Raw genomic sequence first — 25,854 nt, 5'->3', positions numbered from 1 at the left:
TTAAGACGAAGTCTCGGTTATGGAGATCTGTTCCGCGAGCTCGATGGTTCTTTCCCAGCGGGCCTTGAGGACTTCCATTTGATCGTGGCTCCAGCTCTGCCCGATCAAGCTGGCCAGGTGCAGTCCGACGATGGTGCCAAGCGAGACCGGGATGACCAGCAGTGCCCATGGCGGGTTCTTCATCATCCACTGAACCAGTCCATAGATCATCGCCCCGAACAGTGTGCAGGCGGACGCCAAGTAGACGGCCATGACGAGCGTCCAGATTTCGGGGCGTGGTGAAAATCGCCCGAACGCCTCGGTAGACTCGGGGGTGTCGCCGGGGTTCAATTGGATCGACAAGTGCGGTGACCAAATCCGTTGTTCGGCCGTGGCGACTTTGTAATCGATCACGGTTCCAGCCGTTTCGGCATGCGGTGACATTTCGGTGTCGCGGACGACCGCACGAATCCGTCGTTTCGATTCGTCCATGCCCCAAGGCAATGGTTCACGAAACGTCGGCTGCATTTTCAATGAACTGCGAACGGTTTCATCTGTCATGGCAAAAAACACACAAGACCGAGAAGACTTGCTGCGAGACGGCGTGGCGATGGTCGTTCGCGGCCGGATCTGGTTGGAAAAGTTGACGGAGGATGGTGTCGTCGTGGAAGGCAACCCAGACGACCAGTTGGAAATCGTGATCGGCTTTCGCCGCGACGGGCGCCTCAGTTTATATTGGGACCAGGATCCTGTGTTCCAGTTTGATGCCGATCAAGCCCTGCGTCGTGTTTACTTGGGCGGCAAAGCATACCGTGCCGAAGGCGGGCGGTTGTGTTTGATCGAGAAGCGTTCGAATGAACGTGTAGCGGTCAGCCGGTTGCAGTTAGAAACCACGGCGCTAAGCACGACATCCGAAGCAGCCATCTTGCAGCGACTGGGTGACTGTTTGCAACAGGTTGCTCAGCGTTTGAACGCGATGATACACAACCCTGTCGAAGGTGACTTGGAGGTCGTCGGCGAAACTCGCGCGGCGTATGCACAGCGTGTGCTGGACTGGATCGAATCGTTGCCACAGCCCGTGCCGATCGCGGCGTCTCTTACCACTTGAAACAACCGGTATGACTGATCAATCACAGATGCGTTCGCGAGTTGGTTTGGACCGTCGGATGATGCTGGGCGGTTTATTGGGTGTGGCGTTTGGGCGGTTCGATTGCTGTGACGTACAGGCGGCCGAGGCTGATGACAAGTCAGAGATTGATGCGTCGGCAGCGATCAAGCAACTGGTTGATCAAGCGATTGGCGAGGGTGACTTGCCGGGCGCGGTGGTGTGTTGTGCTGGTCCGGGTGACGTGCACTATTTGGAAACGTTTGGGCATCGTTGGGTCAAGCCAGAACCGGTTGCTTTGACCAAAGACACGATCTTTGATTTGGCGTCGATCAGCAAAGCGGTTTCTACGGCGACTTCGGTGGCGATGCTGTATCAAGACAAGTTGATCGACGCGGACTTGCCGGTGAAGCATTACTTGCCCGAGTTTGGCGGTCGTGGCAAAGACGCGATCACGATCAAGCAGTGTTTGTTGCACACCAGCGGTTTGACGCCGGACAACGCGTTGGCCGATTACTTGGATGGGCCGGAGGTTGCTTGGGAAAAGATCTGTGGGTTGGGGTTGCGATCGGAGCCCGGTGCCAAGTTTGCTTATTCCGACGTCGGCTTCATTGTTCTTGGCAAGTTGGTCGAACGAGTCAGCGGGATGACGCTGGATCGGTTCGCCACGTCGCGATTGTTCAAGCCGCTGGCAATGTCGGACACGATGTACAACCCGCCGGAAACGTTGCGGTCACGGATCGCGCCGACCGAGAATCAAGGCGACGATTGGATTTGCGGACGTGTCCATGACCCGAGGTCGTTCGAGATGGGCGGCGTTGCCGGACACGCGGGATTGTTTTCCAGCGTCGATGACTTAGTCAAGTTTGGCCGCGAGTTGCTGGCGGCGTCCCGGGGCGAATCGAAATTGATCCGGCAAGCGACTTTGGACTGGATGATCACACCGCATCCGGTGCCGGAGCAGCAATCACGCGGGACACGCGTGATGGGATGGGACCACCGCTCGCCTTATTCACGCAACCGCGGTGAAGCGTTTTCGGAGCGAGCGTTTGGTCATGGCGGGTTCACGGGAACGGTGCTGTGGATCGACCCGGTGAAGCAGTTGGTGTACGTGTTTTTGAGTTCCCGTCTCTATCCCGATGGCAAAGGCGCGGTGAACTCTCTGGCTGGCGATATCGCGACAGTTCTTGGCAATCGATTCGGCTGATTGCGTGTCACCGCAGCTCGCTGGCGAAGTTGCTCGATGAAGATTTTGGCGAGTCGACAACTTTCGTTGGTGTAACAAAGCACAGTGAACAAGTAACGGCTATAGTTGGCCTCACCTTTTCAGATTGACCGGAAAAGTTTCCCGCTTTTCCCGGGTGGCCATGAAGACCCATGGCTTGTTCTTCTTGTCGCTATTCTTTCACCGGACAGACGCATCATGAATTGGTTACGTTGTTGTTCGCCCTTTGTGGGTTTATTGATCGCGGGGGCCCTGCAAGCGGCCATGACGATCGACGTTGTTTTTACCGATACCGCAGACGGATCGTGGGACGCTGTTACCCGTGGCGTTGTCAATCAGGCAATTGCTGATTGGGAGAACGAGATCGTCGGTATCGATGACGGTTTCGGCGGGGTGGCGTCGATCAACGTCCAGTTTGAAGCGGAGTTTTTCAACTTTGGAAATGGCGGACCGCTGGGTATGTGGAGCGGCCCGCTTTCCGCTTCCGTTGGAAGCAATATTCGCCCCTGGGAAGCGACTGATGCCAGCTACACCATCGCGCACACGATCCGTTTCAATTCAAGCTCGATTAATTCGGGGGCAACCAACGAGCTCTGGTTTGATGCAACGCCAGCGGATGATGGCAGCGACAAGGCCTTTAGCGACTGGGACGCGCTGACCGTTGCTCGCCATGAGATCGGACACATGTTGGGTTTCAGCAGCGCGTACGCTGACGACGTAGGATTGCCGAGTCAATCCAATCCGTGGTCAGACAAAATCATTGGCGATGTGTTCGATCCGGGCGGGTTGAACGTCGCGATGGAGCCTGGCGATGTGGCGCATGTGCTCGACGATTCATTGTTGATGGACACCAGTCTGTCGAACGCCGAAGGCCGGATCGATATCTCGATGCTGGAGCTTAACATGCTGGCATCAGCGTACGGCTATAAGCTGGCTGCGACTGCGATTCCCGAACCGACTGGCTTTGTGGCGCTCGTTACGATCGCAGGCGGACTGGTGTGCCGTCGTCGGCGTCGCTAGTGCTTTTCAAGCACGCGGGTGGAATTGCTGATGGACTTTTTTTAGTCGCGAGTGTTCCACGTGTGTGTAGATCTGTGTCGTTTGAATGCTCGCGTGTCCGAGCATCTCTTGGACTTGGCGAAGGTCCGCGCCGCCGGCCAGCAAGTGAGTCGCGAAGCTGTGTCGTAGTGAGTGCGGGCTGATATCGCTGGTGATCCCCGCGCGTGTCGCGTACTGTTTGACCAGTCGCCACAGTTGGATGCGATCGAGAGGTCGGCCGGTGCGGGAGAGAAACAGTTCGCTGTGTTCGTTGTTCCGTTTGGCGGCCAGTTCGGTGCGAAGTGGATCGAGGTACAACTTGATCGCTTCGATCGCACGTCCGCCGATCGGCACCATTCGTTGCTTGCCGCCTTTACCGGTGCACTTGAGATGCTTTTGATCGAGCGACAAATCTTGCAGCCGTAGCGTGCAAACTTCACTGGCCCGGCAACCGGTCGCGTACAAGACTTCGAGCATTGCTTTGTCGCGTTCCCAGAACGCATCGATCTTGCGTGGTGCGGACAAGAACGCTTCGACCTGACGTTGTGTTAAGACGCCGGGGACGCGTTGCCAAAGTTTCTGCGCGGCAAGCAGTTCGGCAGGGTTGTCGGTGACGACGCCTTCGAGTTGCAAGTATTTAAAAAATGTGCGAACGGCGACGACGGCGCGTGAGACGGATGCGGGGGCAAGCTTTGCTTGTTGCAGGCAAGCCATGAAGTCGGTCAGGTCTCCGACACGGATCGCATCGAGCCTGCGTTTGCCCAGCCAGTCGATGAATCGCGTTAAGTCGCGTCCATAAGCGGCGATGGAATTGTCCGCGAGGTGGCATTCGCCGCGGAGGTAACCAAGGAATTCGTCGCGCACCGATTGTGCGGATTGTCGAGGCTTTGCCGAAGGTCCGGCAGCCTGGAGCATCTGCAGTTTCGTTTTTCGTTTGGCCAACGCGTTGGTGATTGAGCGAGTGGAGCGGCAAAAAAGGTACCTGACACCTTTGTATCGGCTGGTGGGCGGATGGAGATTGCTGTCAGTGGGGACGTGGGGTTGGTAGTGGTTGTGATGGCCGCGTAGGAATGCTGGAATGGGCCGATTGGCAAAGGGAGTTGTTCTGCGGGTGCAGATCATCCGGCGGGGGACTACAACTACCTTTGTCGCGTCCGAGGTGCTTGGTCGCGAACGCCAAGAGGCTGACTTCAATCCTTTTTGATGACACGAATTTACGATGAATCTTCTTGTTGTGGGTGGAGCCGGTTACATCGGCTCGCATGCCGTTCGCTTGTTGCTCGATGCCGGTCATTCGGTGACGGTTTACGACAACCTGTCGCGTGGTCATCGAGAAGCGGTTCCAGAGGGAATGCTGGTCGAAGGCGAGTTGTCCGACCGTGAGAAGCTGGTCGGCGTGTTGAAAGAGAAACAGATCGACGCCGTGATGCACTTCGCCGCGTTCGCGCTCGTTAACGAGTCGGTCAACGATCCGGCACTGTATTACCGCAACAACGTGATCGACGCGGTCGAATTGCTTGACGCGATGCGTGAAGCCGATGTGAAGAAGATCGTGTTCAGCAGCACGACGGCGACGTATGGTGAGCCGGACGTGATCCCAATCGCCGAAACGACGCTGCAACAGCCGATCAACCCGTACGGGTTTACCAAGCTGGTGTTCGAGCAAGCACTGGCTGATTATGCGGCGGCCTACGGGTTTGGTTATGCGGCACTGCGTTATTTCAACGCGGCCGGCGCGCGGCCTGACGGAACGATCGGCGAAGATCACCATCCGGAATCCCACTTGATCCCGATTGTCCTGCAAGTGGCGCTCGGTCAGCGCGAGCACATCACGGTGTTTGGCGATGATTATCCCACGCCCGACGGCACCTGCATTCGCGACTACATTCACGTCGACGATCTTGGGAGGGCCCACTTGGCGGCCCTGGAACGTTTGCAGCCTGGCAAAGGCATCTGTGTCAATTTGGGGACAGGGCGTGGGACAAGCGTCCGCGAAATTATCGATGCTTGCCGCGAAGTCACCGGTCATCCGATCCCAGAAGTCATGGGTGAGCGTCGCGCGGGAGACCCACCAGAGCTGATTGCTGATGCGTCGCTCGCCAAGGAGCTGTTGGGGTGGACTGCGGAATACACCGACGTCAAGGGAATCGTCGAAACCGCTTGGCGATGGCACGAAAGCCACCCACAAGGGTACTCGATGCCAAAGTCGTAGCGACCGCTTTTGCGATCTAGAATGGAAAGGTGCCACCACTTGATGCCGCTTTTTTGGGATCAAGTGGCCAGGTGATGCGTTCTGGAAAGGGATGTGCTTCGGCGTTCCAGCTCATTCGCAAACCTTTTCTCGTCTTATTCCACTCTGTATCGCCAATCTTGATGACCATGCATTCGATGAATCGGCTAGCAAGTCAAATCCGTTCTGGAGCTGCCGTGTGGGTGGTCGTTGTGATGTTTACCGCAGGAGTTGGCGGTGCGGCCGAGTTAGATCGGCGGCAACAAACGTTAGTGCGAAATCTTGGCATCGCGATCAACAGCGCGAACAAGAACTACTTCGACCAAAAGATCGAGTCTGCCGAAAACGATTATCGCCGTGCGCAGGAGCAGGTCGAACGGATTGTGGCGCAGGACAATCCGGATCTGTTCGACGCGATTACAAAGCACCTTGACGCGATGCGGCTGACGCATGCGAAGCTGGAGTTGGAAGGGGCTTCACTGCCCCCGTTTCGGCGTCCGGAGCGTCCGACAGGAACCGGCGCGGGGATGAAGCCTGGGGATTCCGCGACCGACCTCGTCAGCTTTCAAGACGATGTCGCACCGATCTTGTCGACGAAGTGTGGCAGTTGCCATGTGACGCGCAGCCAAGGCGGTTTTTCGCTGGCCAGCTATGCGGTTCTGATGAAAGGGCCACCCGAAGGCGTCGTCGTGTTTGCTGGCGATGTCATCGGAAGTCGGCTAATCGAAACGATCGAGACCGGAGACATGCCACGTGGTGGAGCGACGGTTTCACCAGACGAGCTCAAGACCTTGAAAGATTGGGTGTTGCAAGGTGCCAAATTTGATGGTGCCGACGCGACCGCTCGGATCGGTGCGGGCGGCACCCCCGATCCGGCGCCCCAGCAGATGACGCCGGTGATCACAAAAGCGACTGGCGACGAGTCAATCAGTTTTTCTGCCGACATCGCACCGTTGTTGGTCGACAATTGCAGCGGTTGTCATTTGGACGCGATGCAGACACGCGGCGGTTTGCAGATGAACCAGTTCACGCAATTAATGCGTGGTGGTGACAGCGGTCCGGTGATCACGCCTGGGCGTGGCGAAGCGAGTTTGATCGTCAAAAAGCTGCGTGGGACCGCCGCCGACGGGGCGCGGATGCCGGTCGGTCGTCCGGCGTTGTCTGACGATTCGATCGCATTGATCAGCCGCTGGATCGACGAAGGTGCAAAGCTGGATGCGGACGAGGCTTTGCCGGTCAAGGTGATGGCTCGGATGGCTTGGGTCGCCAGTGCGAGTAGCGAGGAGATAACGGCACGTCGCACCGAATTGGCCAATCAGAACTTAAAACTTGCTGGCAGCTCGCAGCCGCTGACCGAAACACAAACCGATCACTTCCGCGTCGTTGGTCCAGGATCAAAAGCGACGCAAGAGATGGTCGCGAAGGCAGCCGAGGGGCATCTCAAAATCGCCAAGACGGTCGCGAAGTCCGCGGGCAAGACCAAGGCCGACGCGTCGGCGGAGGGTTATTTCCAGGGCAAGGCGACGATTTTTGTGTTTCCCAAACGCTATGACTACAGCGAGTTCGCGAAGATGGTCGAGCAACGCAGCGTCCCGGCGGATTGGAATTCGCATTGGTCGTATGATGGCGAGGACGCTTATTTGGTGACCGTCGCGAGCGAGAGTGACGACGAAGAGGCGATCGAAGACAGGTTGCTTGCGCCGGTGATCAGTTTGGCCGTTGCGAGTCGCGGGATGGATGTGCCTCGCTGGTTTTCCGAGGGGATCGGTTCGGCCCTGGCGAGTGAGCAAACCGTGAAAAATCGGCTCGATAAGGCAAAGCTGCGAACCAAGATGATGGAGGCCGCGTCCACGGTAAAAGACGCGAAGGCCTTTTTGGAGAACCGTTTGACTCCAGAGCAGGCCGACGCACTTGGAACGCTTATCGCTATGACCATGCTTGATCGAGCTCGCAGAAAATCACTCGACACCACGATCCGATACCTATCCGCAGGCAAGCCGTTTGAGCAAGCCTTTGCCGGAGGGTTCGGCGTTTCCCCAGCGGTCTATCTGGACCAGTTTTTGAGCTATTCGCGATAGCATTTCTTTCTCATGCGATTGAGGAACGCTCCGCCGCCATGTCATTAGTGCCGGTACAAGCTGGCTAGTGCGGCGTCTGCGGGGCATCGTTCACAGAACTGGTCATTGACCGAGTATCGGACTTGGCCGGTTCCAGCTAGCATGTTGGCTCAATTCTTGACACCTCCCCCTAAAGGCCACCGGCCACGCCTGGATCTTTCCATGATTGTGATAATGGAGCAGAGTGCGACCAAAGAACAAATTGATGCGGTCGCCAAGAAAGTTGAATCGATGGGACTCAAATCGAACGTCATTGTTGGCACCGAAAGGACCGTCATCGCCGCGATCGGTGACAAGCGGTCGGACTTTAAAGATTCGATCGAAAGCAGCCCCGGGGTCAGCGGCGTGGCGCCCATTTCCGCTCCGTACAAAATGGCCAGTCGCGAAGTTCGTCCCGAGCCTAGCGAAGTGAAGGTGTTGGACTTCGCTGCCGGTGCGGGCAGCGTCGGTTTCATCGGTGGTCCTTGCAGTGTTGAAAGCGAAGAGCAGCTGATGTCGACCGCGCGTGCCGTCAAAGCGGCTGGCGCGACAGGCCTGCGTGGTGGTGCGTTCAAGCCACGGACCAGCCCCTACAGTTTCCAGGGGATGAAAGAAGAAGGCCTCAAATTGTTGGCCGCCGCTCGCGAAGAGACCGGCTTGGCCGTGTTCACCGAAGTGATGGCGACCGAAGACGTTGACTTGGTTGCCAGTTATGCCGACGTTTTGCAAGTCGGCGCCCGCAACATGCAGAACTACCGTTTGCTTGAAGCGGTCGGCAAAAGCGGCAAAGCGGTCCTGCTGAAACGTGGCGCGTCGGCCACGATGGACGAATTCTTGTTGGCTGCCGAATACATTCTGAACGAAGGCAACGAACAGGTCATGCTTTGCGAGCGAGGCATTCGCACGTTCGAGTCGCACACGCGATTCACGTTGCCTCTGGCCAGTGTTCCCTACTTGCACCGTCGCACGCACCTGCCTGTGATCATCGACCCCTCGCACGGCACCGGTCATACCTACATGGTTCACGACATGAGTGTTGCCGCGGTTGCCGCTGGTGCGGACGGCATTATCTTGGAAGTTCACCCCGATCCGTCCAACGCGATGAGCGACGGCTATCAATCGCAGACGTTCGGCGAATTCACCAAGACGATGTCACGCTGTCAAAAAGTTTTGACCGCGCTTCAGGACTAATTGCATGAGCGACCAGCCGACTGACCAACAGCAAGCACAATCGGTTCGCGGGGCCGGTGATCGCACTGTCCAGCAATACCAGGAATGGATGCAGATCAACGGCGCGGCGCACCTGATGCGTGCCGCCCGTGAATCGGGCGTGACTGCGGCACTGCGCGATCGCCAGCATTCACTGGAGGAGTTGTGTGAAGCGTTGTCGTTGCAGCCAGCGACGACACGGTTGTTGTTGGGCGGATTGGTCGCGATCGGATATGTCGAGCAGTACGGCGACGATTATGCGTTGGCTCGCGCCGGGCACTTGCTGTGTCAGTACGACGAGGATCTTGGCGATGCCCGCTACGGGACACTGGTTGCCCGACTGAAGGGTGAGACGGTCGAGTCGTTGAGTGCCGATTCCTACCGTGATGACATTGCGGCGACCCAGTGGATTCACACTTCGGCTGCGATGCAAGCCGCTGAGGTGCTGGACGTTGGTGGTGAAAGCTATCAGGGCACCCGTGTCTTGGATCTGGGCTGCGGTTCCGCGGTCTGGAGCTGTGCGATGGCTCACCGAGATGAAACCGCGACGGTGTTGGCGGTGGATCATCCCGGCGCGGTTGAGGCAGCACGGGCGACGGCTCAGTCGATCAATTTACAAGATCGCTACGAGTTTTTGCCGGCCGATCCTCGCCAAGTCGACTTGGGCGAACGCGAGTTTGATTTGGTGGTGCTGGCCCAGGTCTTGTCGGCCTATTCGGACGACGAAGCGGCAGCGTTGGTGAAGCAGTCCGCGTCGGTCTTAGCCAGCGGGGGCCGGTTGGCGGTTCCAGATTTGTACATTGGGCCTGGCAAAGCCGGATTGAAGGAATCTCTGGGGCGTTTGACCACGAACTTGGCAACGCCAGCGGGCCGGGTGCGTGAGCTTCGTGATTGTCAGCAGATGCTGCTAGCAGCCGGTCTGGGAGCGATTCAGTTCACTTATTTGGCCGCAAGTCCGACCGGGCTGGGGATGATGGTTGCCGAAAAGGCATAGGCTGTCATCGGGCCGGATCGTCCACAAAAAGTGCACTGCTGGGGGCGTTTGGCCGATGTTTGGGCCTGGGAAGGTTTCGGAAGCCTTCCGGATCTTCAGCAGGGGCAATGGCTCTTTAGCGAGGGCGCTGGCCCTTTCGAGGGGCAGGTGGTGTGAGTCGCAGCGCGGATCTCCGCCAAAGCGATGACTTTCTGGTAATCGTGGATTGACGAACCGGATCAGGCATTTCTACATTGCTGGGCCAAATTGATCAAAACAGACGATAAGTCTCCTCTTTCATGTAAATGCAGCCATGGCTGTCCCAAAGCGAAAACACAGCAATAGTCGAACCGGCAAACGTCGCAGTCACGACCGAGTCAAAAAACGTCAGATCGGTTACTGCCCACAGTGCAGCAACTCGGTGCCGACGCACACGATTTGCCCAAAGTGCGGCTACTACATGGGCCGAACTCTGGTTGAGCAACGCGAAGAGTAATCGCGGCTCCGCCCAGTTGATCTCATTTGACGCCAGGCTTCCTTCGTTAGCCGGCGTTCTAGCTGTCATGACGACGCCAGTTCGGTAGCGTCCAGTCTTTAGGTGTGCACGTCCAGGTGGCCGTTTTGGCTCCTGGCCAGCGCTCAGGTCCCCTTTCGGTGTGTGACGGCCAGTTCGGCCAATTGCCGATCGGTAGGCAACCGGTAAATTCGGTGGGCCCAGCGAAGGTGCAGTTTCCTTCCAGCCTGAAGGCTTCTTCCGAGGAAAGGCGAGCCCTGGGGGCTTGTCGATTTGGCGGGGCGAGTGCAAGTTGCGTCGCTGGCAAACTTTTGATTCACCTCCCCAGTGGCAATACACATCAATGGACGTCGACGCGGTCGGGATTCTTTTTCCCGGACAGGGTGCCCAGGCAGTCGGAATGGGCAAATGGCTGTGCGAGAACTTCTCCGTCGCAAGCGAATTGTTCGCGCGTGCTGGTGAGGTGCTCGGGTACGACCTCGCGGATCTTTGCCAAAACGGTCCGTCGGAAAAACTTGACCAAACCGAGTTCAGCCAACCTGCGCTGTTTACCGTCGGTATGGCCGCTGCCAGTGTGTTGCGGCAGGAACAGCCTGAGCGTCTCGCCAAGGTCAAGGCGACCGCAGGTTTGAGCTTAGGTGAGTACACCGCAGTGTGCTTTGCAGGCGGGTTAGAATTCGATGACGCGTTGCGGTTGGTGCAGCGTCGTGGCCAAGCGATGCAAGCGGCTGCTGATGTGGTCGAAAGCGGCATGGCCAGCGTCATCGGCATGGATCTAGAAACGTTAACCGCTCTATGCGACGAAGTTCGTGGCGAGGGCGAAGTCCTGCGGCCAGCCAACTTGCTGTGCCCTGGCAATATCGCTGTTTCTGGTCACTTGTCGGCGTTGGATCGATTGGAGCCCGCGGCGCTGGAAGCAAAGGCGATGAAGGTCGTGCGATTGAGCGTTGCCGGCGCATTCCATACCTCGTTGATGCAGCCTGCGGTCGAAAAATTGACCGAAGCGCTCGCCGAGATGCCAATTAAAGACACTCAGATTCCGGTCTACAGCAACGTCGACGCGCAGCCGCACCAGTCTGCAGACGAAGTGCGTGCGTTGTTGAGCCGCCAAGTCACCGAGCCGGTGCAGTGGGAAGCTTCGATTCGACGGATGGTCGACGACGGCATCGGTGGGTTCGAAGAATTGGGGACCGGACGCGTGCTTCGCGGCACGCTTAAACGAATTCAACGCAAGCTGCCGACCGACGGGTTCGGCGACGAAGCGTAGCACGGTTTTCTTGACACAAGAGATTGATACGACCGCCATGGAAATGACATTGAAGGCCAACTTGTCGGAACAAGTTGCGATTGTGACCGGTGCTTCGCAGGGGCTGGGTAAAGCCGTTGCGGTTGCTTTGGGGATGAACGGCGCGACGGTTGCTTGCTTGGCGCGGAATGCGGATAAGCTCGCCGACACGGTGAAAGAAATCGAAGCTGCCGGCGGCAAGGCTGTCGCGGTTGCCTGTGACGTGACCGATCGCAAGGCGACCGGTGAAGCGATCGAGCAAATCGCCAAAGAGCACGGCCGATTGGACATCCTGGTCAACAACGCCGGCATCACGCGTGATAAAACGATGCGTGGGATGAGCGACGAGGAATGGGACAGCGTGATTGCGACCAACCTCACCAGTTGCTTTGTTTGCTGTCGTGCGGCCGCCGGGATCATGCGTCGTCAGAAGTATGGCCGGATCATCAACATGGCCAGTATTTCGGGTCTGATGGGCAACCCCGGTCAAGCGAACTACTCGGCCAGCAAGGCCGGGATGATCGGGATGACTCGCACGATGAGCAAGGAACTGGTCAATCGTGGCGTGACCGTCAACGCGGTCGCCCCAGGGTTTATCGCCAGCGAGATGACTGACGCGATTCCCGCAGCGATTTTGGAAGAAGTGAAAAAGACGATTCCCGCCAAACGCGTCGGAAACCCCGAAGATGTTGCGGCGGCAGTTCTGTTTTTGGCTTCCAAGGACGCAGGTTACATTTCAGGCCAAACCATCGTTGTTGATGGCGGCATGACCGGCTAAGGAGCCGCGCCCGGGATGTATGTCCGGCTTAGTGAAGTCCGGCATATTGACGTCTTTTGCTTGTTTCCCCTATCTTTTCGGCGAATCAACGAGGCGTCCGAGGGCTCCATCGGCTGACCCGCGTTTGAAGCCCTGTTTGGCAATCTGCCAGGCACCGGCCAGAACGCACCACCTCCCATTCGAACTTCCCTGTTAACGAACATAACAAACTGGAGAATCGCTTATGGCTACCGTCGAAGAGCGCGTGGTCGACATCGTTGCTGAACAGCTTGGCGTCGAAAAAGACAAAATCACCCGTGAAACCTCTTTCGTCAACGATTTGGGCGCTGACTCGCTCGACACCGTCGAGTTGGTGATGGAACTCGAAGAAGAGTTCAACATCAGCATCCCCGACGAAGCCGCCGAAAAGATCCAAAAGGTCGGTGAAGCCGTCGATTTTATCGAAAACGCACGGGGCGAAGACGCGTAAGTTGCTCGCGTCATTCTCGAAGACTGCGACGGGCGATGCACACTGCGTACAAAGTGCGAGTGCATCGCCCGATTTCGATGCAACGTTTGTCCCACTTCTTTATGAAACCTTGTCCGTCAAGGTTCCTTTCTTCCAGGCAGCACGATGGCCCAGGAATCAAATTCTTCCGCGACACCGCCCCAGGTTTACAAGGGTGAACGTCGTGTTGTGATCACCGGTGTCGGTGTCGTTACGCCGCTCGCATTGGACGTCCCAGAGTTTTGGAAACGTTTGACCGCGGGTGAAAGCGGCGTCGGGAAAATCACCTTGGTCGATACCACCGAATACAAAGTTCATTTTGCCGGCGAGGTTTACGACTTCTCGCTCGAAGGCATCACCGACCCTCGCGAAGAAAAACGCTTGGATCGGTTCACTCAATTCGCTGTCCATGCCGGACATCAAGCTATCCTGGATTCGAAGTTGGACTTCGATTCGATCGATCGGACTCGCTGCGGCGTGATCCTAGGGAGTGGCATCGGCGGGCTCGTCGAAATCGAAAATCAGATCGAACGAATGTTGACCAAGGGGCCATCCCGAGTCAGCCCGTTCACCGTTCCGAAGATGATGGTCAATGCCGCCGGCGGAACAATCTCGATCACCTACGGATTGAAAGGTCCGAACTACGCGGTCGCGACTGCGTGTGCGAGTGCGACCAACGCCATGGGCGATGCGCTCCGCAGCATCCGTTTGAACGAAACGGACGTGGTCATCACCGGTGGTAGCGAAGCCGCTTTGACACGCATGGGACTTGCTGCGTTCCAAAACATGAAGGCACTGTCGATGCGGAACGAAGAGCCGACCAAGGCTAGCCGTCCGTTCGACAAGGACCGTGACGGATTCGTTCTCGGCGAAGGCAGCGGTGTGCTCGTTTTCGAGGAACTGAATCATGCACTCGCTCGCGGCGCAAGAATCTACGGCGAAGTGTTGGGATATGGTACGACCAGCGATGCCGGTCACATCACGGCTCCCGATCCAGAAGGCACCGGTGCAGCTGCCGCGATGAGTGCAGCATTGGCTGATGCGGAATTGGATCCGACTGCGATCGATTACATCAATGCGCACGGTACCAGCACACCGTTGGGTGATATTGCCGAAACCAAAGCGATCAAACGCGTTTTTGGTGATCACGCCTATAAAACAACCGTCAGTAGCACGAAGAGTTCGATCGGTCACTCGCTGGGAGCCAGCGGTGGTATCGAAGCAGTGATCTTGTGCAAGACACTGGAGACCCAGGTGATCGCACCGACGATCAATTTGGACAACCAAGACCCCGAGTGCGACTTAGACTACACGCCAAACGAAGCGGTTTCGAAACCGGTCAAGGTTGCGATGAGCAACAGCTTCGGATTCGGCGGCCACAACGCTTGCATCGTTGTTGGACAGTACGAGGGCTAGACCGTCACAGCTGTTGAGAGCGTCGCAATCGCGGCGTTGACAAAGATTAAAAAACGTCCGGGTGGTGATTCCACACGGACGTTTTTTAATGGACGCGGAATAGGGTCAATTAGTTGCTGACTGCTCGCACGCGTGATTCGATCGCATCGATCAGGCATTCCGGATTGAGCGGTTTGCAGAACCAATGGTCGGCCCCACCGCTGCCGATGCTGAGGTCGCTGGAATCGGGCGTGGTGCCACTGACCACGAAAATGGCACTCGAGTCGAAGCAGTGGTTTTGGCGAATGGTTCGCACGGTTTCCGCGCCGTCGCACACTGGCATGAGCATGTCGACCAGGATGATATTTGGCGGCGAGGTGGTGGACATGTTCTCGATTGCGGAAAGGCCGTCTTGGTAACCGTCGACCCGGTAGCCTTTTAATCGCAGCAGTCCTGCGAGTAGTTCGCGCTCATTGCGGTCATCTTCAACCAGCGCGATTTTGACATTGGGCGTTGGCGATTTCGCTTGCTGGCGTTTTAGCCATTGGCTTTCGTTCAAACGCGAGAGGGCGTCATCAACGTCTTGGAAAATGCTTTCTGCTTCGCGGATTTGCCCTGCCGCAAGCAGCTCACGGTAGAGGTGCATTCCAACGCTGATCTGCTGGAGATCGTTGCGGATCGCATGGCGTGCTTCGGGAGGAAGGCATCGCAACGGCGATCGTTCGAGTAGGGAGGTGAATTCGAGTGATTCGTCCGGCCGCAATTCGCCGCGAACGATTGAGATGTCTTTCGGCGCGTCGATTCCGATTCGTGCCTGCCCAGCGCGGACTTTCAAAAAGTGGACGCTAATGCCCACTTCCGGAAACGTCACTAGGTCATCGGTCCTTCGTGTCAGTACTAGCATAAATTTTTGCCCCGTCGCTCCTGTGATGGACTGGTCGCCCCCCAGAGTGCGGAAAAGTAAGTAATTTCAACATACGAATTGCAACTAGGCAGTCAACAGAAAAATACCACTTTTGGTTTCGATTTGTGGGATTATTTCTTACACCAGCAATTCGATGCCAGTTGTTCAGTAGTGCTTCCACCGCTGAACTATCATCGTAAACACTCCATTGCAGGCCCTGTGCACCTTGTTTTTGACAAACACGCACGATTGGCGGAGGGCTGACATCGATCCTTCGCGAGGGCGAAGTGGGCGTCGCAAGAGGCAAGCAAATTAGCTGGTCAGTCGTCCAGTGCGGATGATTTGTTGCAGCATTTAGAGATCGCCTCGATCAGACGCTGCGGGTCGACTGGTTTGACGAGGTGCAGGTTGAAGCCGGCTGCTTCGGCTTGCAGGCGATCTTCCTCTCGGCCGTAGCCGGTGACCGCAATCATTGCGAGGTTGTGGTGTCGGTTGTCGGAACGGACGAGTTTCGCGAACTCGTATCCGTCAACATCGGGCAGCCCGATATCGACGACCGCGACATCGGGTTCTTCACGGTCGACTTCACGAAGCCCCGAGCGACCGTTCGCCGCAGTGATGACTTGGAAGCCTTTTAGTTGCAGCGACCGGGCCAACATGCGTCGAATGCCATCGTTGTCTTCGACCAGCAACACACGGATACCTGCGACAAAGTCACCCCGCGGTTCGATTTGCGTTTGTGGGCGTTCATCGGTCAGTGGTAGCCGCAGTACAAACTCGCTTCCACGGTTTGGCCCTGGGCTATGGGCTTCGACCGAGCCGCCGTGCGCATCGATGATCGCTTTGACGATCGGCAGGCCCAATCCCATCCCGCCTTGTGTGCGATCCATCGCTTGTTCGGATTGAACGAACGGTTCAAAGATCGATGGAAGCAAACTTGCGGAGATTCCTTCGCCTTCATCTCGAACCGTGATCACCGCTTGGTCACCGTCACGTCCAACGCTAAACCAGATGGAACGGCGTGATGGGCTGTACTTGCTGGCGTTTACAAGCAAGTTGATTTGGGCCTGTTGTAGCCGTCCAGCGTCGGCGAGGACATAGATCGGCTCGTCATCGACCTGGATGTTGAGTGTTTGATTTGATCGATCGAATCGATGCTGGACACAATCGAGCACCGGTCCGGTCAGCTTCGTAACGTCAAGTGGACGCTGGCGGATGTTGAGTTTTCCATTAGTGAATCGGGCAACATCCAGCAAGTCATCCAGCAAGAGCGCGATGTGCTGTAGCTGAGCCTCCATCACCTCGCGTGCTTCGGTCGTGCTTTCACTGTCGAGGTGCGGTTCTTTTAGCAAGCTGCACGCGTTCAAGATCGCCGCAAAGGGATTACGCAGTTCGTGTGAAAGCGTGGCGAGAAACTGGTCGCGTTGTTGAACGGCTCGGCGGATTTCGGATTCGGCGCGTCGTTGTTGGGTGATGTCTCGGGCAATAATCGAGGCGCCGTCGATATCGCCGATGTGGTTCTGGATTGGTGAGATCGTGAGTGAGACGTCGAATACGTCGCCGTTTTTACGGCAGCGAAGCGTTTCTGCACGATCGACGGATAGCCCATTGCGAATTCGCTGTAGGTAGCCGGACGCTTCTTCTAGACGTTCGTCTGGAACGAGCAGGGAATCACGTTTGCCGACCACTTCTTTATTGTCGTAACCGAACAGTCTCGTGGCACCACGGTTCCAGGTACGGATCTCGCCATCCAGGTTCACGCGGTAGATCGCATCGTCGGTGTGTTCGACGATTTCGCTCAGTTCCATCAGTCGAGCTTGAGCGACTTTAAGCGATGTGATATCGACGAGTGTCAGCACAATGCCGTCGATCCCGTTAGGAGCGACATAGGGGCGGATGCGCATCAGGTACCAAGTGTCGTGCACGTCGTCGCGGACTTCGAATTCTTTCGGTTTGCCGTGGAGGATGACCGACTCGATGTCGCGATCAAGGGTGTCGTGTTTGATTCGGTGCGAGAAGTTGTCGAACCGACGTCCGACGTCTTGAGGAATGAGGTTGAAGATTGCCGCGGCGCCGGTGGTGAAGCGTCGAATGCCCAGTTCGCGGTCAAGAAATAGTTGGTGGACATCACTGCCGTTGAGCAAGTTATTGATGTCGTTTGTCAGTTCGGTTAACTCGGTGATCTTGCGTTGGTGTTCCGAGTTGACGGTGTAAAGCTCTTCGTTGACGCTGTGCAGTTCTTCGTTGGTGCTTTGTAGCTCCTCGTTGGAAGACACGAGTTCTTCGTTCGCCGATTGCAGTTCTTCGTTTGTCGTCTGCAACTCTTCGATCGAAGCTTGCAAACTTTCCTTGGTGAAGTCCAGCTCGCGACGCATCTCGTCGAGTTCGCGAGACTCGTTGGATGTCTCAAGTTCTTCCGCGAAGACGGGGCGCTGCGGGGCATCGTTCGATTCTTCGAGGCGGATGAGCCATTGATGCGTGGACTCATCAATTTGAATCGGCAGGACCGAAATCGAGATCGGTGTGCTGCCTTGATCGGTTCGGTACTCGACGCCTTTGGCAACGACTTCCTTTCCGGAGCGTTCGGCTTGGCGTAACGCACGTCCCACGACAGAGGCCAAGTCGGGCGGAAGTAGCGTAAGGACATCTTTGGTGGGGCGTCCGGAGCTGAATCGTAGAAAACGTCCGGCCTTGGAGAACGTGTGGAGTATTTCGCGGTTGCCGTTGATCAAGATTGACGGCGGGATGAACTGTTCCAGCAGGCTGTCGTAGGTCTTGAGCATCGACCGCGCGTTGGCAAAGCCCGCGAAGTCATCGCCCGTGTTTAAGCTTCGGCGTTCGGCCGGAATCGCTGGTGTAAAGTCAAACGATTTGCTGGGGTACCGATCGCGACACTTTGAGTAAACGTTTGAGTGCTCGTCGACGACGCGATAGACGTCTTGCAAGTCGCCAATCGATTCATTGGTGCCAAGACACAGGAACCCTTCGCGTTTCAATCCGAAGTGGAACAGGCCAAGGATTTTCCGCTGTGCCGCCGGCGTTAAATAAACCAGCAAGTTGCGGCAGGAAATAAAGTCCAGCTTGGTAAATGGCGCGTCACGCAAAATGTTGTGCGGCGAAAATACAACCATCTTTCGCAGCAGCGGTGACACTTGATAGCTGCCGTTACGACGGATGAAAAAACGCTGCACGCGTTCCGGTGACATCCCGCCGAGCGATTCTTCTGAGTAGATCCCTTGGCTGGCGGCTGCCAATGATTTTTCGTGAACATCGGACGCGAAGATGCGAACGTCGCGATTGATTCCCAGTGTTTCGAGGTGTTCGGCAATCAGAATCGCCAGCGTGTAAGCTTCCTCGCCAGTGCCACAGCCGGCGATCCAGGCGCGCAGTTCTTGCTGGCCTTCAAGACGACTTGTCATTCGCGGGACAACGTTGGCCTTCAAGTAATCGAAGACTTCAGGGTCGCGAAAAAACGGTGAACGGCCAACAAGCAAATCTTGGTAAAGCGACTCCAACTCGCTGGTCGAGTCGCGACAGAGCCTGGCATACGAAGTTAAGTCATTTTGAGAGGTCGCTTCGATACGATGCAGAACTCGTCGTTTCAGCATCGACGTTCTGTAGTTCGCAAAGTTCAACCCATATTTCAGCGTGAGTTGTTCCAGGATCGCTGCCAAGGGTTCATCGCTAACCTGAAATTCGTCTGCGATCGCCGCGGGCAGTTCTTCGGTTGAGTTGATGAGCTTGTTGAGTGCGGGCGCGATTCGGTTGGCAGGTAATTCCAGGTCGACCACTCCCGTTGCGATTGCACTGCTGGGCATCCCGTCAAAGCTTGGGTTACTTTGGGCGATCACACGACCACCGCATTGATGGATCTCGCGAATCCCGCGTGACCCGTCCGAACCGGTGCCCGATAAGATGACGGCAATTGCACGCGAACCAACGTCTTGTGCAAGGGATCGCAAAAAATAGTCGATCGGAAAACTTAGCTGTTCGCCTTCTGCACGATCGGTTAGTCGAAGTTTGCCATCACTGACGATGGCCTCCTTTCGGGCGGGCATTAGGTACACGTGACGTGGTAGGACCCGCATGCCGTCTTCGATCACATGCACTGGCAGTTGCGTTTTGCGTGATAGCAACTGGTCCATCACGCTCTTGAAATCCGGTGAGAGGTGTTGGATGACCACATAAGCCATCGGCGCGTGAGGATCTGCGGCGAGGAAGAAGTCCTCCAACGCTGACAATCCCCCTGCGGAGGCGCCAATTCCTACGATAAAACACTCACCGGTTTCTGGCATGCTCGAACGCCCCTTTGGAATCGAAGAATTCGATCACCTAAGCAAAAGAAATTAGGTTTGGGGCTGAAAATTGGGTAAAAAACACCATCGAACCTGACCCCGCGAGCGAAATGCTACCACGATTTCGCAGCCGTGCACAACTTCTGGAGCTCCTGAGAAATCAACTTCAGTTGATTGGTTTCCCTTCGTTCTGGCAGGGGGTGCCAATTGAACCGAGTTCACTCTGATCGCAATGCGCTGTAGAATCGCTGGCGTTGGGGCGCCCGATTGGAGATTGTTGGAGGACGATGACAGACAACAACCAGGAATCTAGTGAGCGTGGGATCTGGCTGACGAGTGATCAAGTGCATGAACTTCGCGACCATATCCAGGCGTTGAAGGTCGGGCATTCACTGATCACGAAACCCGAACGGCTAGAACCAGGCGAACTGCGTGAGATTTGCGTCCAGATGGGCGAAGCAATCGCCGAATTGGCAAATAGTCCGCTATTTGGTCCACCCGAAGCGTAATCGCGACGCCGGGGATCTCTAGAATTTTAAAAAGCCTCCACAGGCGGGGCAACAAGCCTGTGGAGGCGAAAACAGTTGACGGTGAAGCTGGGGCAGTGCTCCCGCAACTGTTTATTCGGGTGTATCGTTGAAATCCAAGCCGCGAAGAGCAGCATTGCGGGGGGGATTCTCCCGGCTATTTGGTTTTCAGTATGTGGGAGAGTTACCGCATGACCCATTTTTTTTTGACATAGCAGCATGTCCAAAATTCGCTTCTTGGTTCTCGACGATCATCATTTGATTCGCTTGGGAATTCGTGCCGCGATCAGCCAACACGAAGACTGGGAAATCGTCGCAACGGTCGGATCCTTAGCGGAAGGGATGCGTGCCTTGGAGGACGTCGAGTTCGAATTTGCGATCGTCGACTTAGGTCTTCCCGATGGCAGCGGGCTCGAGTTCATTGCCCGCGCCCGACAGGTCCGCCCCGATCTGAAAATGTTGGTTTCGTCGATGCGAGACGCGCATCTGTTTGCAAGCCGGTGCATTTCGCATGGGGCGCACGGCTATATCGCAAAGCAGGAGTCGGATGTGAATATCGACTTAGCGATTCAGACCATTTTGGATGGCGGGGTCTACGTTTCGAAGAGTGTTTCGATCGATGACGCGCTCGGCAATTCGACAGGCGGGACGACGTTGTTCCAAGAGGTGTCAACGCTGTCCAAACGCGAGTTGTCTGTTTTCGAATTGATCGGCCAGGGCTGTTCAACGAAGTTGATCGCCGAACAGATGGGCGTCAAGACGAAGACGGTTGATTCCTATCGCGAACGGATCAAGAACAAGCTGGAGATCACATCAACTTCAGAATTGTTGCACTACGCGACTCGCTGGGTCGTTTCGCTAGAAGAGAACTAGGTGTCCTTTTGGTCAGGACATTTTTCTTTGAGTTCTCGGGTAGCTCGAAGTTCTTGGCCGAGATGTGTTGCGGTTGCGTTTCTAGGAATGTTCTGGCCGGGCTTCGATCAAAAAAACGTGTGGGTGGGACCTCGAACCGCAACGAGAATGGTTTCGTTGCGGCTGTTGCCCCGAGTTGATCCCACCCACACGCATGGAACGCAATTTCTTGATGTGGCTCGGAGTTGGGCAGTTTGTTTGCCGGCAGAACGTCGAGTAAAAAAAAACGCGTGGGCGGGACCTCGCGCTGCAACGAGAAGTGTTTCGTTGCCGCGGTTGCCCCGAGTCGATCCCACCCACGCGCACAGACGGTGGTTCATCCATGCGTTGCTTGGATGAATGGAGCGAAACAGTGGCCGCAAACAGTGGCCGCGCTGGGCAGCGGTTCCAGGCAGTGGGTGTTTCCAGGCAATGCGTCTTGGCGAAATGTCAGGCCGGAGTCAGGTAGGCTTGCCGCTGAAGGTCATGGGCAAGTTTTTCCGGATTCAGGGGTTTGGGGTACCAAGCGTCGACTCCCATTGGCCCGATGGGCACATTCAATTCGTCGGGGTCGCATCCGCTGACCGCAAGGACTTTGATGTGCTGAGTGACGGGCGAGGAGCGGAGTTTGTGAATCGTCCACGCGCCATCGAACTCGGGCATGATCATGTCCAGCAGGATGACATCGGGAGTGGCGCCAGCGAGGAGTCGCTCCATGGCTGCAGCACCGCTTTCGGCGGTTTCCACATCCATCTTTTTCAGACGCAGGTAGCCGGCAAGCAGCTTCATCTCGTTCCAGTTGTCGTCAATGATCATGACTTTCTTGGCAACGGCAGGCTCGGTCGCTGGGGATGCGTCGCCGCATTCGAGTTCGCCGCGAAGCACGGGGATCTCCGGTGGCGCTTTGATCCCAACGCGAACCTTTGATGGTCCTGGTCGCAATATGCGGACTTCGATTCCGGTGCCAGGGAAGCAAATGGATTCGTCGTTCTTCCGGGAAATAACGAGCATGGCGATTCCTCCTCACGCCTGTCGCATCATCACGCCGACGGATGGCAACACGCCGGCAATCATCTGATGCTGTAATGGATGTCACTGCCCCAATGACAACATTGGTGGGCACATAGGTACCTTGGAAGCTGCTGCGTGACATCCAGTCGCCGAAAGAGTCGGCAAGAATCAACTTCTTCGCAGAACTTGCTAATGAGTGACTATAGGGCTGGTGCCCCCCGGTTGCAAGGTTAATCTGACAGAAAATCAGAGGGGTATATGTTATTGTCAAACCACGCCGAAAGTTGTCGTGTTAAGACAGGTTTGGTCGTTGCGCATGCACGGCAGAGGTTTAGGGTTAATGCCTTTCGACGCGCATCGAGGCATGGCTTGCGAAGTGCGAAACAAGTGGGCTGATCGCGAAGCAGGACTGGGTATTCACAGCACGTTTATTGGAAAAGTCGGAGCGAAACGATTTCGTTTTTGCAGAAGTAAATTCGCATCGCCGCCGTGAAATGGTCGAGACGTATTGCATGCCCTCTGGTCTTGAGTCACCTTTGCCATCACTCGCCTCGATTAAATGGAGTCGGCTGGTGACAGGCCGCACGTCTGGGGTCTCTAATGGTTGATCGATGCGTCTTCGCGTCGCCCTGAATTGACGACAAACTTTACAACATCGCTGAAATATCAATTCAATGTCGGAATCAAAAGACAGCCCGAGCCTGGTCGTCGGCATCGGTGCATCCGCCGGTGGTCTTGCTCCTATTCAAGAGTTCTTTGACAACATGCCGGCCGAGACGGGGATGGCATTCGTCGTCGTGCAGCACCTCTCGCCGGACTTTAAAAGCCTGATGGACGAGTTGCTCGCTCGTCACACCAAGATGTCGATTCACAAGGTTGTCGATCGAATCACGGTGGAACCCAATTCGATCTATTTGATCCCGCCTGAAAAAAACATGGCGCTGTCCGATGGGAAGCTGCTGCTTACTGACCAGGATCAAGATCGCGGGTTGAATCTGCCGATCGATATTTTCTTTCGCTCTCTCGCGCTAGATGCGCAAGACCGCGCCGTCGCGATCGTGATGTCAGGAACAGGAAGTGACGGGTCGCGTGGTGTTGGTGATGTCCGGCAATCCGGTGGGATCGTAATCGCACAAAGTCCCGAGTCGGCTGGTTTCGATGGGATGCCCCAAGCCACCATTCGGTCAGGTGTCGTCGACGCTGTCTGTGTGCCGGCGGACATGGCCAAGCGATTGGTGCAGTACTGCGAGAATCGTAACCGTGAGCAATTGTCAACGGTCGGGGACCAAGGCGGGACGCCAAGTGAATCGGGCATCTTCAGCATCTTGAGGATGTATCGTCTGCACAACGGTGTCGACTTTGCACTCTACAAGCCTGCAACGATCACCCGTCGAATCGAGCGGCGGATGCAGATGGGCGGATTCGTTGATGTTTCGACCTATGCGAATTTTCTAGAAGAAAATCAGCACGAATTCGATTCGTTGTTCCGTGACTTGCTGGTTGAGGTCACACAGTTTTTTCGTGACCCCGGAGCTTACGAACGACTGCGAAACGAATTCATCCCCAAGTTGGTCGAAAACGCACCGGCGAACGAAGACCTGCGCGTCTGGGTCCCCGGATGCGCGACCGGTGAAGAAGCGTACTCTTTGGCGATCTTGTTTTCCGAAGCGATCGAGAAGTCTGGCCGTCACGATATCGACTACAAAGTGTTCGCGACAGATGTTCATCGAACATCATTGGAAACGGCCAGTATGGCGGTTTATCCGTCGCACGTGCTCGATCAAGTTCCGCATGAACTGGGGATCAAGTACTTCACTCGCAACAACGGCCTGTGCCACATCAAGCGTGAAGTGCGTCAGCGTGTGATCTTCGCCGCGAACGATATCACCAGTGATCCGCCATTCACGCGTATCGACTTGATCAGTTGCCGAAATGTCTTGATCTACCTCGAACCGCGCGTCCAGCACCGTGTGTTGTCGATGTATCACTTCGGCTTGCGGATTGGCGGCGTGCTGTTCTTGGGACCAAGTGAGACGGTCGGTGAACTAGCCTCCGAATTCGAGACGCTCGATCGCCATTGGAGAATCTATACCAAGAAACGCGATGTGCGTTTGCCAGATACGACCCGGATGCCTGTGTCGCCTTCGCTGCAAAGCGTTATTCGCGAAAAGAGCCCGATATTTGTTGCCAGTAGCCCGCAGCGAGACCGGCAAGCATGGCTGTCATCAGCCTACGAAGAGTTGTTGGCCAAGTATGTTCCGCCAAGTTTCTTGATCAATGATTTTGGTGAACTGGTCCATACCTTTGGCGACGCACGCAAGTTGTTAGTTCAACCCGAAGGTCGCCCAACCTTGGACGCAATCAAGCTGCTTTCCGGCGAGCTGCGGACTGCCGTTAGCGCCGGAGTTTTGCGAGCCAAGCAAGATGACAAGCCGATTGTATTTAACGGGATTCATTATCAGGTCGATGGTGAAGAAGACGCGGTTTATCGCGTCACCATTGAACCGTATCGGAAAGCGACACAGAGCCTTTATCTGATCTCGGTAGAACAGGCGCAGGACATGTCGAGCAACTCGATCGACTTGGCCCAGTTGAACGCGAATGAGTTTGCTAACGAACGTATTTCGCAATTAGAACGCGAGCTCGGATACACGCGAGAGACGCTGCAGGCGACGGTGGAAGAGCTGGAATCGAGCAACGAAGAGCTGCAAGCGACTAACGAAGAGCTGATCGCATCCAACGAAGAGCTGCAGAGTACCAACGAGGAACTGCACAGCGTCAACGAGGAACTGTACACCGTCAACGCGGAGCACAAACAGAAGATCGAAGAGCTGACGCAGATGACCAGCGACATGGACAACTTGCTCAAGAGCACCGATATCGGGACGGTGTTCCTAGACGAAGAGTTCAGGATTCGTATGTTCACGCCTGCGATTTCATCGGCGTTCAATGTGCTTGACCAAGACATCGGTCGGCCGATCGAACACATCGCCTACAAGCTCGATAGCCCAAATTTGCTTGCTGATGCCAGTGAAGTGCTGGAATCGCAAATCGCCAAAGAAGTCGAAGTTCAAAGCGGCGATGGGCGAGTGTTCTTGCAGCGGATGCAGCCCTATCGGAACGAATCGGGACGCGTCGAAGGCATCGTGCTGACGACGACGGATATCTCGGCAATCAAAGAGGCCGAGCGAGCCAAACAAACGATGGTTACGCTTGCGCAAATCAACGAAGAATTGCCTGATTTTGCCTATGCCGTGTCCCACGACTTGGAAGTCCCGCTCCGCCATATTCAGCAGTATGCGCAGATCTTGGAGAAGCAAGCGGGCGACAATATTTCCGAAGAGATGGTCAAGTCCGTCCGTGTGATCAACGAAAGCTCGGCAACACTTCGTGGCATGATCGAAGCAATGCTGGCCTATTCGCGGATCAACACACGGGGCGGCGCGATGCGGCGTGTCGATCTAAAGGAAGTGGCTTCCGATGCATCGCAAAGTTTGGCCTCCAGCCTACAGTATCACGACGCCGATTTGGAAATCGGAGAATTGCCGAATGTCTCCGGCGATGCAGATCAGTTGCAAACAGTGTTTTTTCACCTCTTTGACAATGCGGTGAAGTACCGTAGTGAAGAGCCGCCAAAAATTCGTGTGGAGGCAACGGTTGAAGGTAAGTTTGCCCACATCTCGGTGAAAGACAACGGGATCGGAATTGACTCGCGTCACTTCGACCGCGTTTTTTCAATGTTCAAGCGTCTCGGGTTCGAGCACAACGTTCCGGGGATTGGTGCAGGGTTGGCACTCTGCAAGCGAATCATTGTGCGTCACGGGGGAAAGATTTGGATCGAGCCGAATCGACGGCATGGAACGGTGGTGAAGTTTTCACTGCACATTGCCGAGTCCGAATGAATTCCGAGTC

The 25,854-nt window shown here is 56.0% G+C and carries 20 protein-coding genes; 15 read left to right on the top strand and 5 right to left on the bottom strand.

The window, feature by feature from the left end:
• Positions 1-540, bottom strand: a complete 540-nt coding sequence (locus tag CGZ80_RS26995; protein WP_143544188.1) for a hypothetical protein — start codon at positions 538-540, stop codon at positions 1-3.
• Here CGZ80_RS26995 and CGZ80_RS26990 point away from each other — a divergent pair.
• The 3 genes from CGZ80_RS26990 to CGZ80_RS26980 all read left to right on the top strand — a co-directional run bounded on the left by CGZ80_RS26990 (position 539) and on the right by CGZ80_RS26980 (position 3,329).
• Positions 539-1,087, top strand: a complete 549-nt coding sequence (locus tag CGZ80_RS26990; protein WP_143544187.1) for a hypothetical protein — start codon at positions 539-541, stop codon at positions 1,085-1,087. The two genes, CGZ80_RS26995 and CGZ80_RS26990, sit on opposite strands and share 2 nt — an antisense overlap.
• A 28-nt stretch (positions 1,088-1,115) precedes the next feature.
• Complete coding sequence (locus CGZ80_RS26985) at positions 1,116-2,291, top strand: serine hydrolase domain-containing protein (RefSeq protein ID WP_158222872.1); 1,176 nt, start codon at positions 1,116-1,118, stop codon at positions 2,289-2,291.
• A 216-nt stretch (positions 2,292-2,507) separates the two neighbouring features.
• Positions 2,508-3,329, top strand: coding sequence for a hypothetical protein (locus tag CGZ80_RS26980; protein WP_143544186.1), 822 nt, complete (start codon positions 2,508-2,510; stop codon positions 3,327-3,329).
• A gap of 6 nt (positions 3,330-3,335) precedes the next feature.
• Here the strand turns inward: CGZ80_RS26980 and xerD are convergent, their stop codons facing one another.
• The gene (gene xerD, locus CGZ80_RS26975) at positions 3,336-4,289 is read right to left on the bottom strand and encodes a site-specific tyrosine recombinase XerD (protein ID WP_094418777.1); all 954 of its coding nucleotides are present in this window, start codon (positions 4,287-4,289) and stop codon (positions 3,336-3,338) included.
• A 277-nt stretch (positions 4,290-4,566) separates the two neighbouring features.
• Here xerD and galE point away from each other — a divergent pair, with 277 nt between their 5' ends.
• From galE to fabF, 9 genes are all read left to right on the top strand, one after another.
• A complete protein-coding gene (gene galE, locus CGZ80_RS26970; protein WP_094418776.1) occupies positions 4,567-5,559 on the top strand; it encodes a UDP-glucose 4-epimerase GalE in 993 nt (330 codons plus the stop codon).
• A gap of 161 nt (positions 5,560-5,720) precedes the next feature.
• Complete coding sequence (locus CGZ80_RS26965; protein ID WP_158222870.1) at positions 5,721-7,655, top strand: c-type cytochrome domain-containing protein; 1,935 nt, start codon at positions 5,721-5,723, stop codon at positions 7,653-7,655.
• Between the two features lie 201 nt (positions 7,656-7,856).
• Complete coding sequence (gene aroF, locus CGZ80_RS26960) at positions 7,857-8,864, top strand: 3-deoxy-7-phosphoheptulonate synthase (protein WP_094418774.1); 1,008 nt, start codon at positions 7,857-7,859, stop codon at positions 8,862-8,864.
• A 4-nt stretch (positions 8,865-8,868) separates the two neighbouring features.
• Positions 8,869-9,876, top strand: a complete 1,008-nt coding sequence (locus tag CGZ80_RS26955; RefSeq protein WP_094418773.1) for a class I SAM-dependent methyltransferase — start codon at positions 8,869-8,871, stop codon at positions 9,874-9,876.
• A gap of 292 nt (positions 9,877-10,168) precedes the next feature.
• The gene (gene rpmF / locus CGZ80_RS26950) at positions 10,169-10,351 is read left to right on the top strand and encodes a 50S ribosomal protein L32 (protein ID WP_094418772.1); all 183 of its coding nucleotides are present in this window, start codon (positions 10,169-10,171) and stop codon (positions 10,349-10,351) included.
• Positions 10,352-10,712: 361 nt separating this feature from the next.
• Positions 10,713-11,636, top strand: a complete 924-nt coding sequence (fabD, locus tag CGZ80_RS26945; protein WP_094418771.1) for an ACP S-malonyltransferase — start codon at positions 10,713-10,715, stop codon at positions 11,634-11,636.
• 37 nt (positions 11,637-11,673) lie between these two features.
• Positions 11,674-12,432 (top strand): 3-oxoacyl-[acyl-carrier-protein] reductase, encoded by a 759-nt coding sequence (fabG, locus tag CGZ80_RS26940; RefSeq protein WP_094418770.1) that lies wholly within the window; start codon positions 11,674-11,676, stop codon positions 12,430-12,432.
• A gap of 223 nt (positions 12,433-12,655) precedes the next feature.
• Entirely contained in the window at positions 12,656-12,901 is a 246-nt protein-coding gene (locus CGZ80_RS26935; protein WP_094418769.1) for an acyl carrier protein, read from the top strand.
• Between the two features lie 144 nt (positions 12,902-13,045).
• A complete protein-coding gene (fabF, locus tag CGZ80_RS26930) occupies positions 13,046-14,335 on the top strand; it encodes a beta-ketoacyl-ACP synthase II (RefSeq protein ID WP_094418768.1) in 1,290 nt (429 codons plus the stop codon).
• Positions 14,336-14,444: 109 nt separating this feature from the next.
• On the opposite strand, the gene CGZ80_RS26925 is transcribed toward fabF, so the two are convergent.
• Together CGZ80_RS26925 and CGZ80_RS26920 are read right to left on the bottom strand one after the other, a co-directional pair.
• Entirely contained in the window at positions 14,445-15,218 is a 774-nt protein-coding gene (locus CGZ80_RS26925; protein WP_094418767.1) for a response regulator, read from the bottom strand.
• Between the two features lie 320 nt (positions 15,219-15,538).
• Positions 15,539-19,513: a chemotaxis protein CheB gene (locus tag CGZ80_RS26920; RefSeq protein WP_094418766.1), complete on the bottom strand. Its 3,975-nt coding sequence runs from the start codon at positions 19,511-19,513 to the stop codon at positions 15,539-15,541.
• 287 nt (positions 19,514-19,800) lie between these two features.
• Here CGZ80_RS26920 and CGZ80_RS26915 point away from each other — a divergent pair, with 287 nt between their 5' ends.
• Positions 19,801-20,022, top strand: coding sequence for a hypothetical protein (locus CGZ80_RS26915; protein ID WP_094418765.1), 222 nt, complete (start codon positions 19,801-19,803; stop codon positions 20,020-20,022).
• Between the two features lie 237 nt (positions 20,023-20,259).
• Entirely contained in the window at positions 20,260-20,913 is a 654-nt protein-coding gene (locus tag CGZ80_RS26905; protein WP_094418763.1) for a LuxR C-terminal-related transcriptional regulator, read from the top strand.
• 468 nt (positions 20,914-21,381) lie between these two features.
• Here CGZ80_RS26905 and CGZ80_RS26900 read toward each other — a convergent pair whose 3' ends face one another.
• Positions 21,382-21,942, bottom strand: coding sequence for a response regulator (locus CGZ80_RS26900; RefSeq protein WP_094418762.1), 561 nt, complete (start codon positions 21,940-21,942; stop codon positions 21,382-21,384).
• A gap of 674 nt (positions 21,943-22,616) precedes the next feature.
• Between CGZ80_RS26900 and CGZ80_RS26895 the strand changes: the two genes are divergently transcribed.
• A complete protein-coding gene (locus tag CGZ80_RS26895; protein ID WP_094418761.1) occupies positions 22,617-25,844 on the top strand; it encodes a chemotaxis protein CheB in 3,228 nt (1,075 codons plus the stop codon).
• Positions 25,845-25,854: the final 10 nt, after the last annotated feature.

This window comes from Rhodopirellula sp. MGV, from assembly GCF_002251265.1.
In the GTDB taxonomy this organism is placed as follows: Bacteria; Planctomycetota; Planctomycetia; order Pirellulales; family Pirellulaceae; genus Stieleria; species Stieleria baltica_A.
This window is presented reverse-complemented; position numbering and strand designations above follow the sequence as displayed.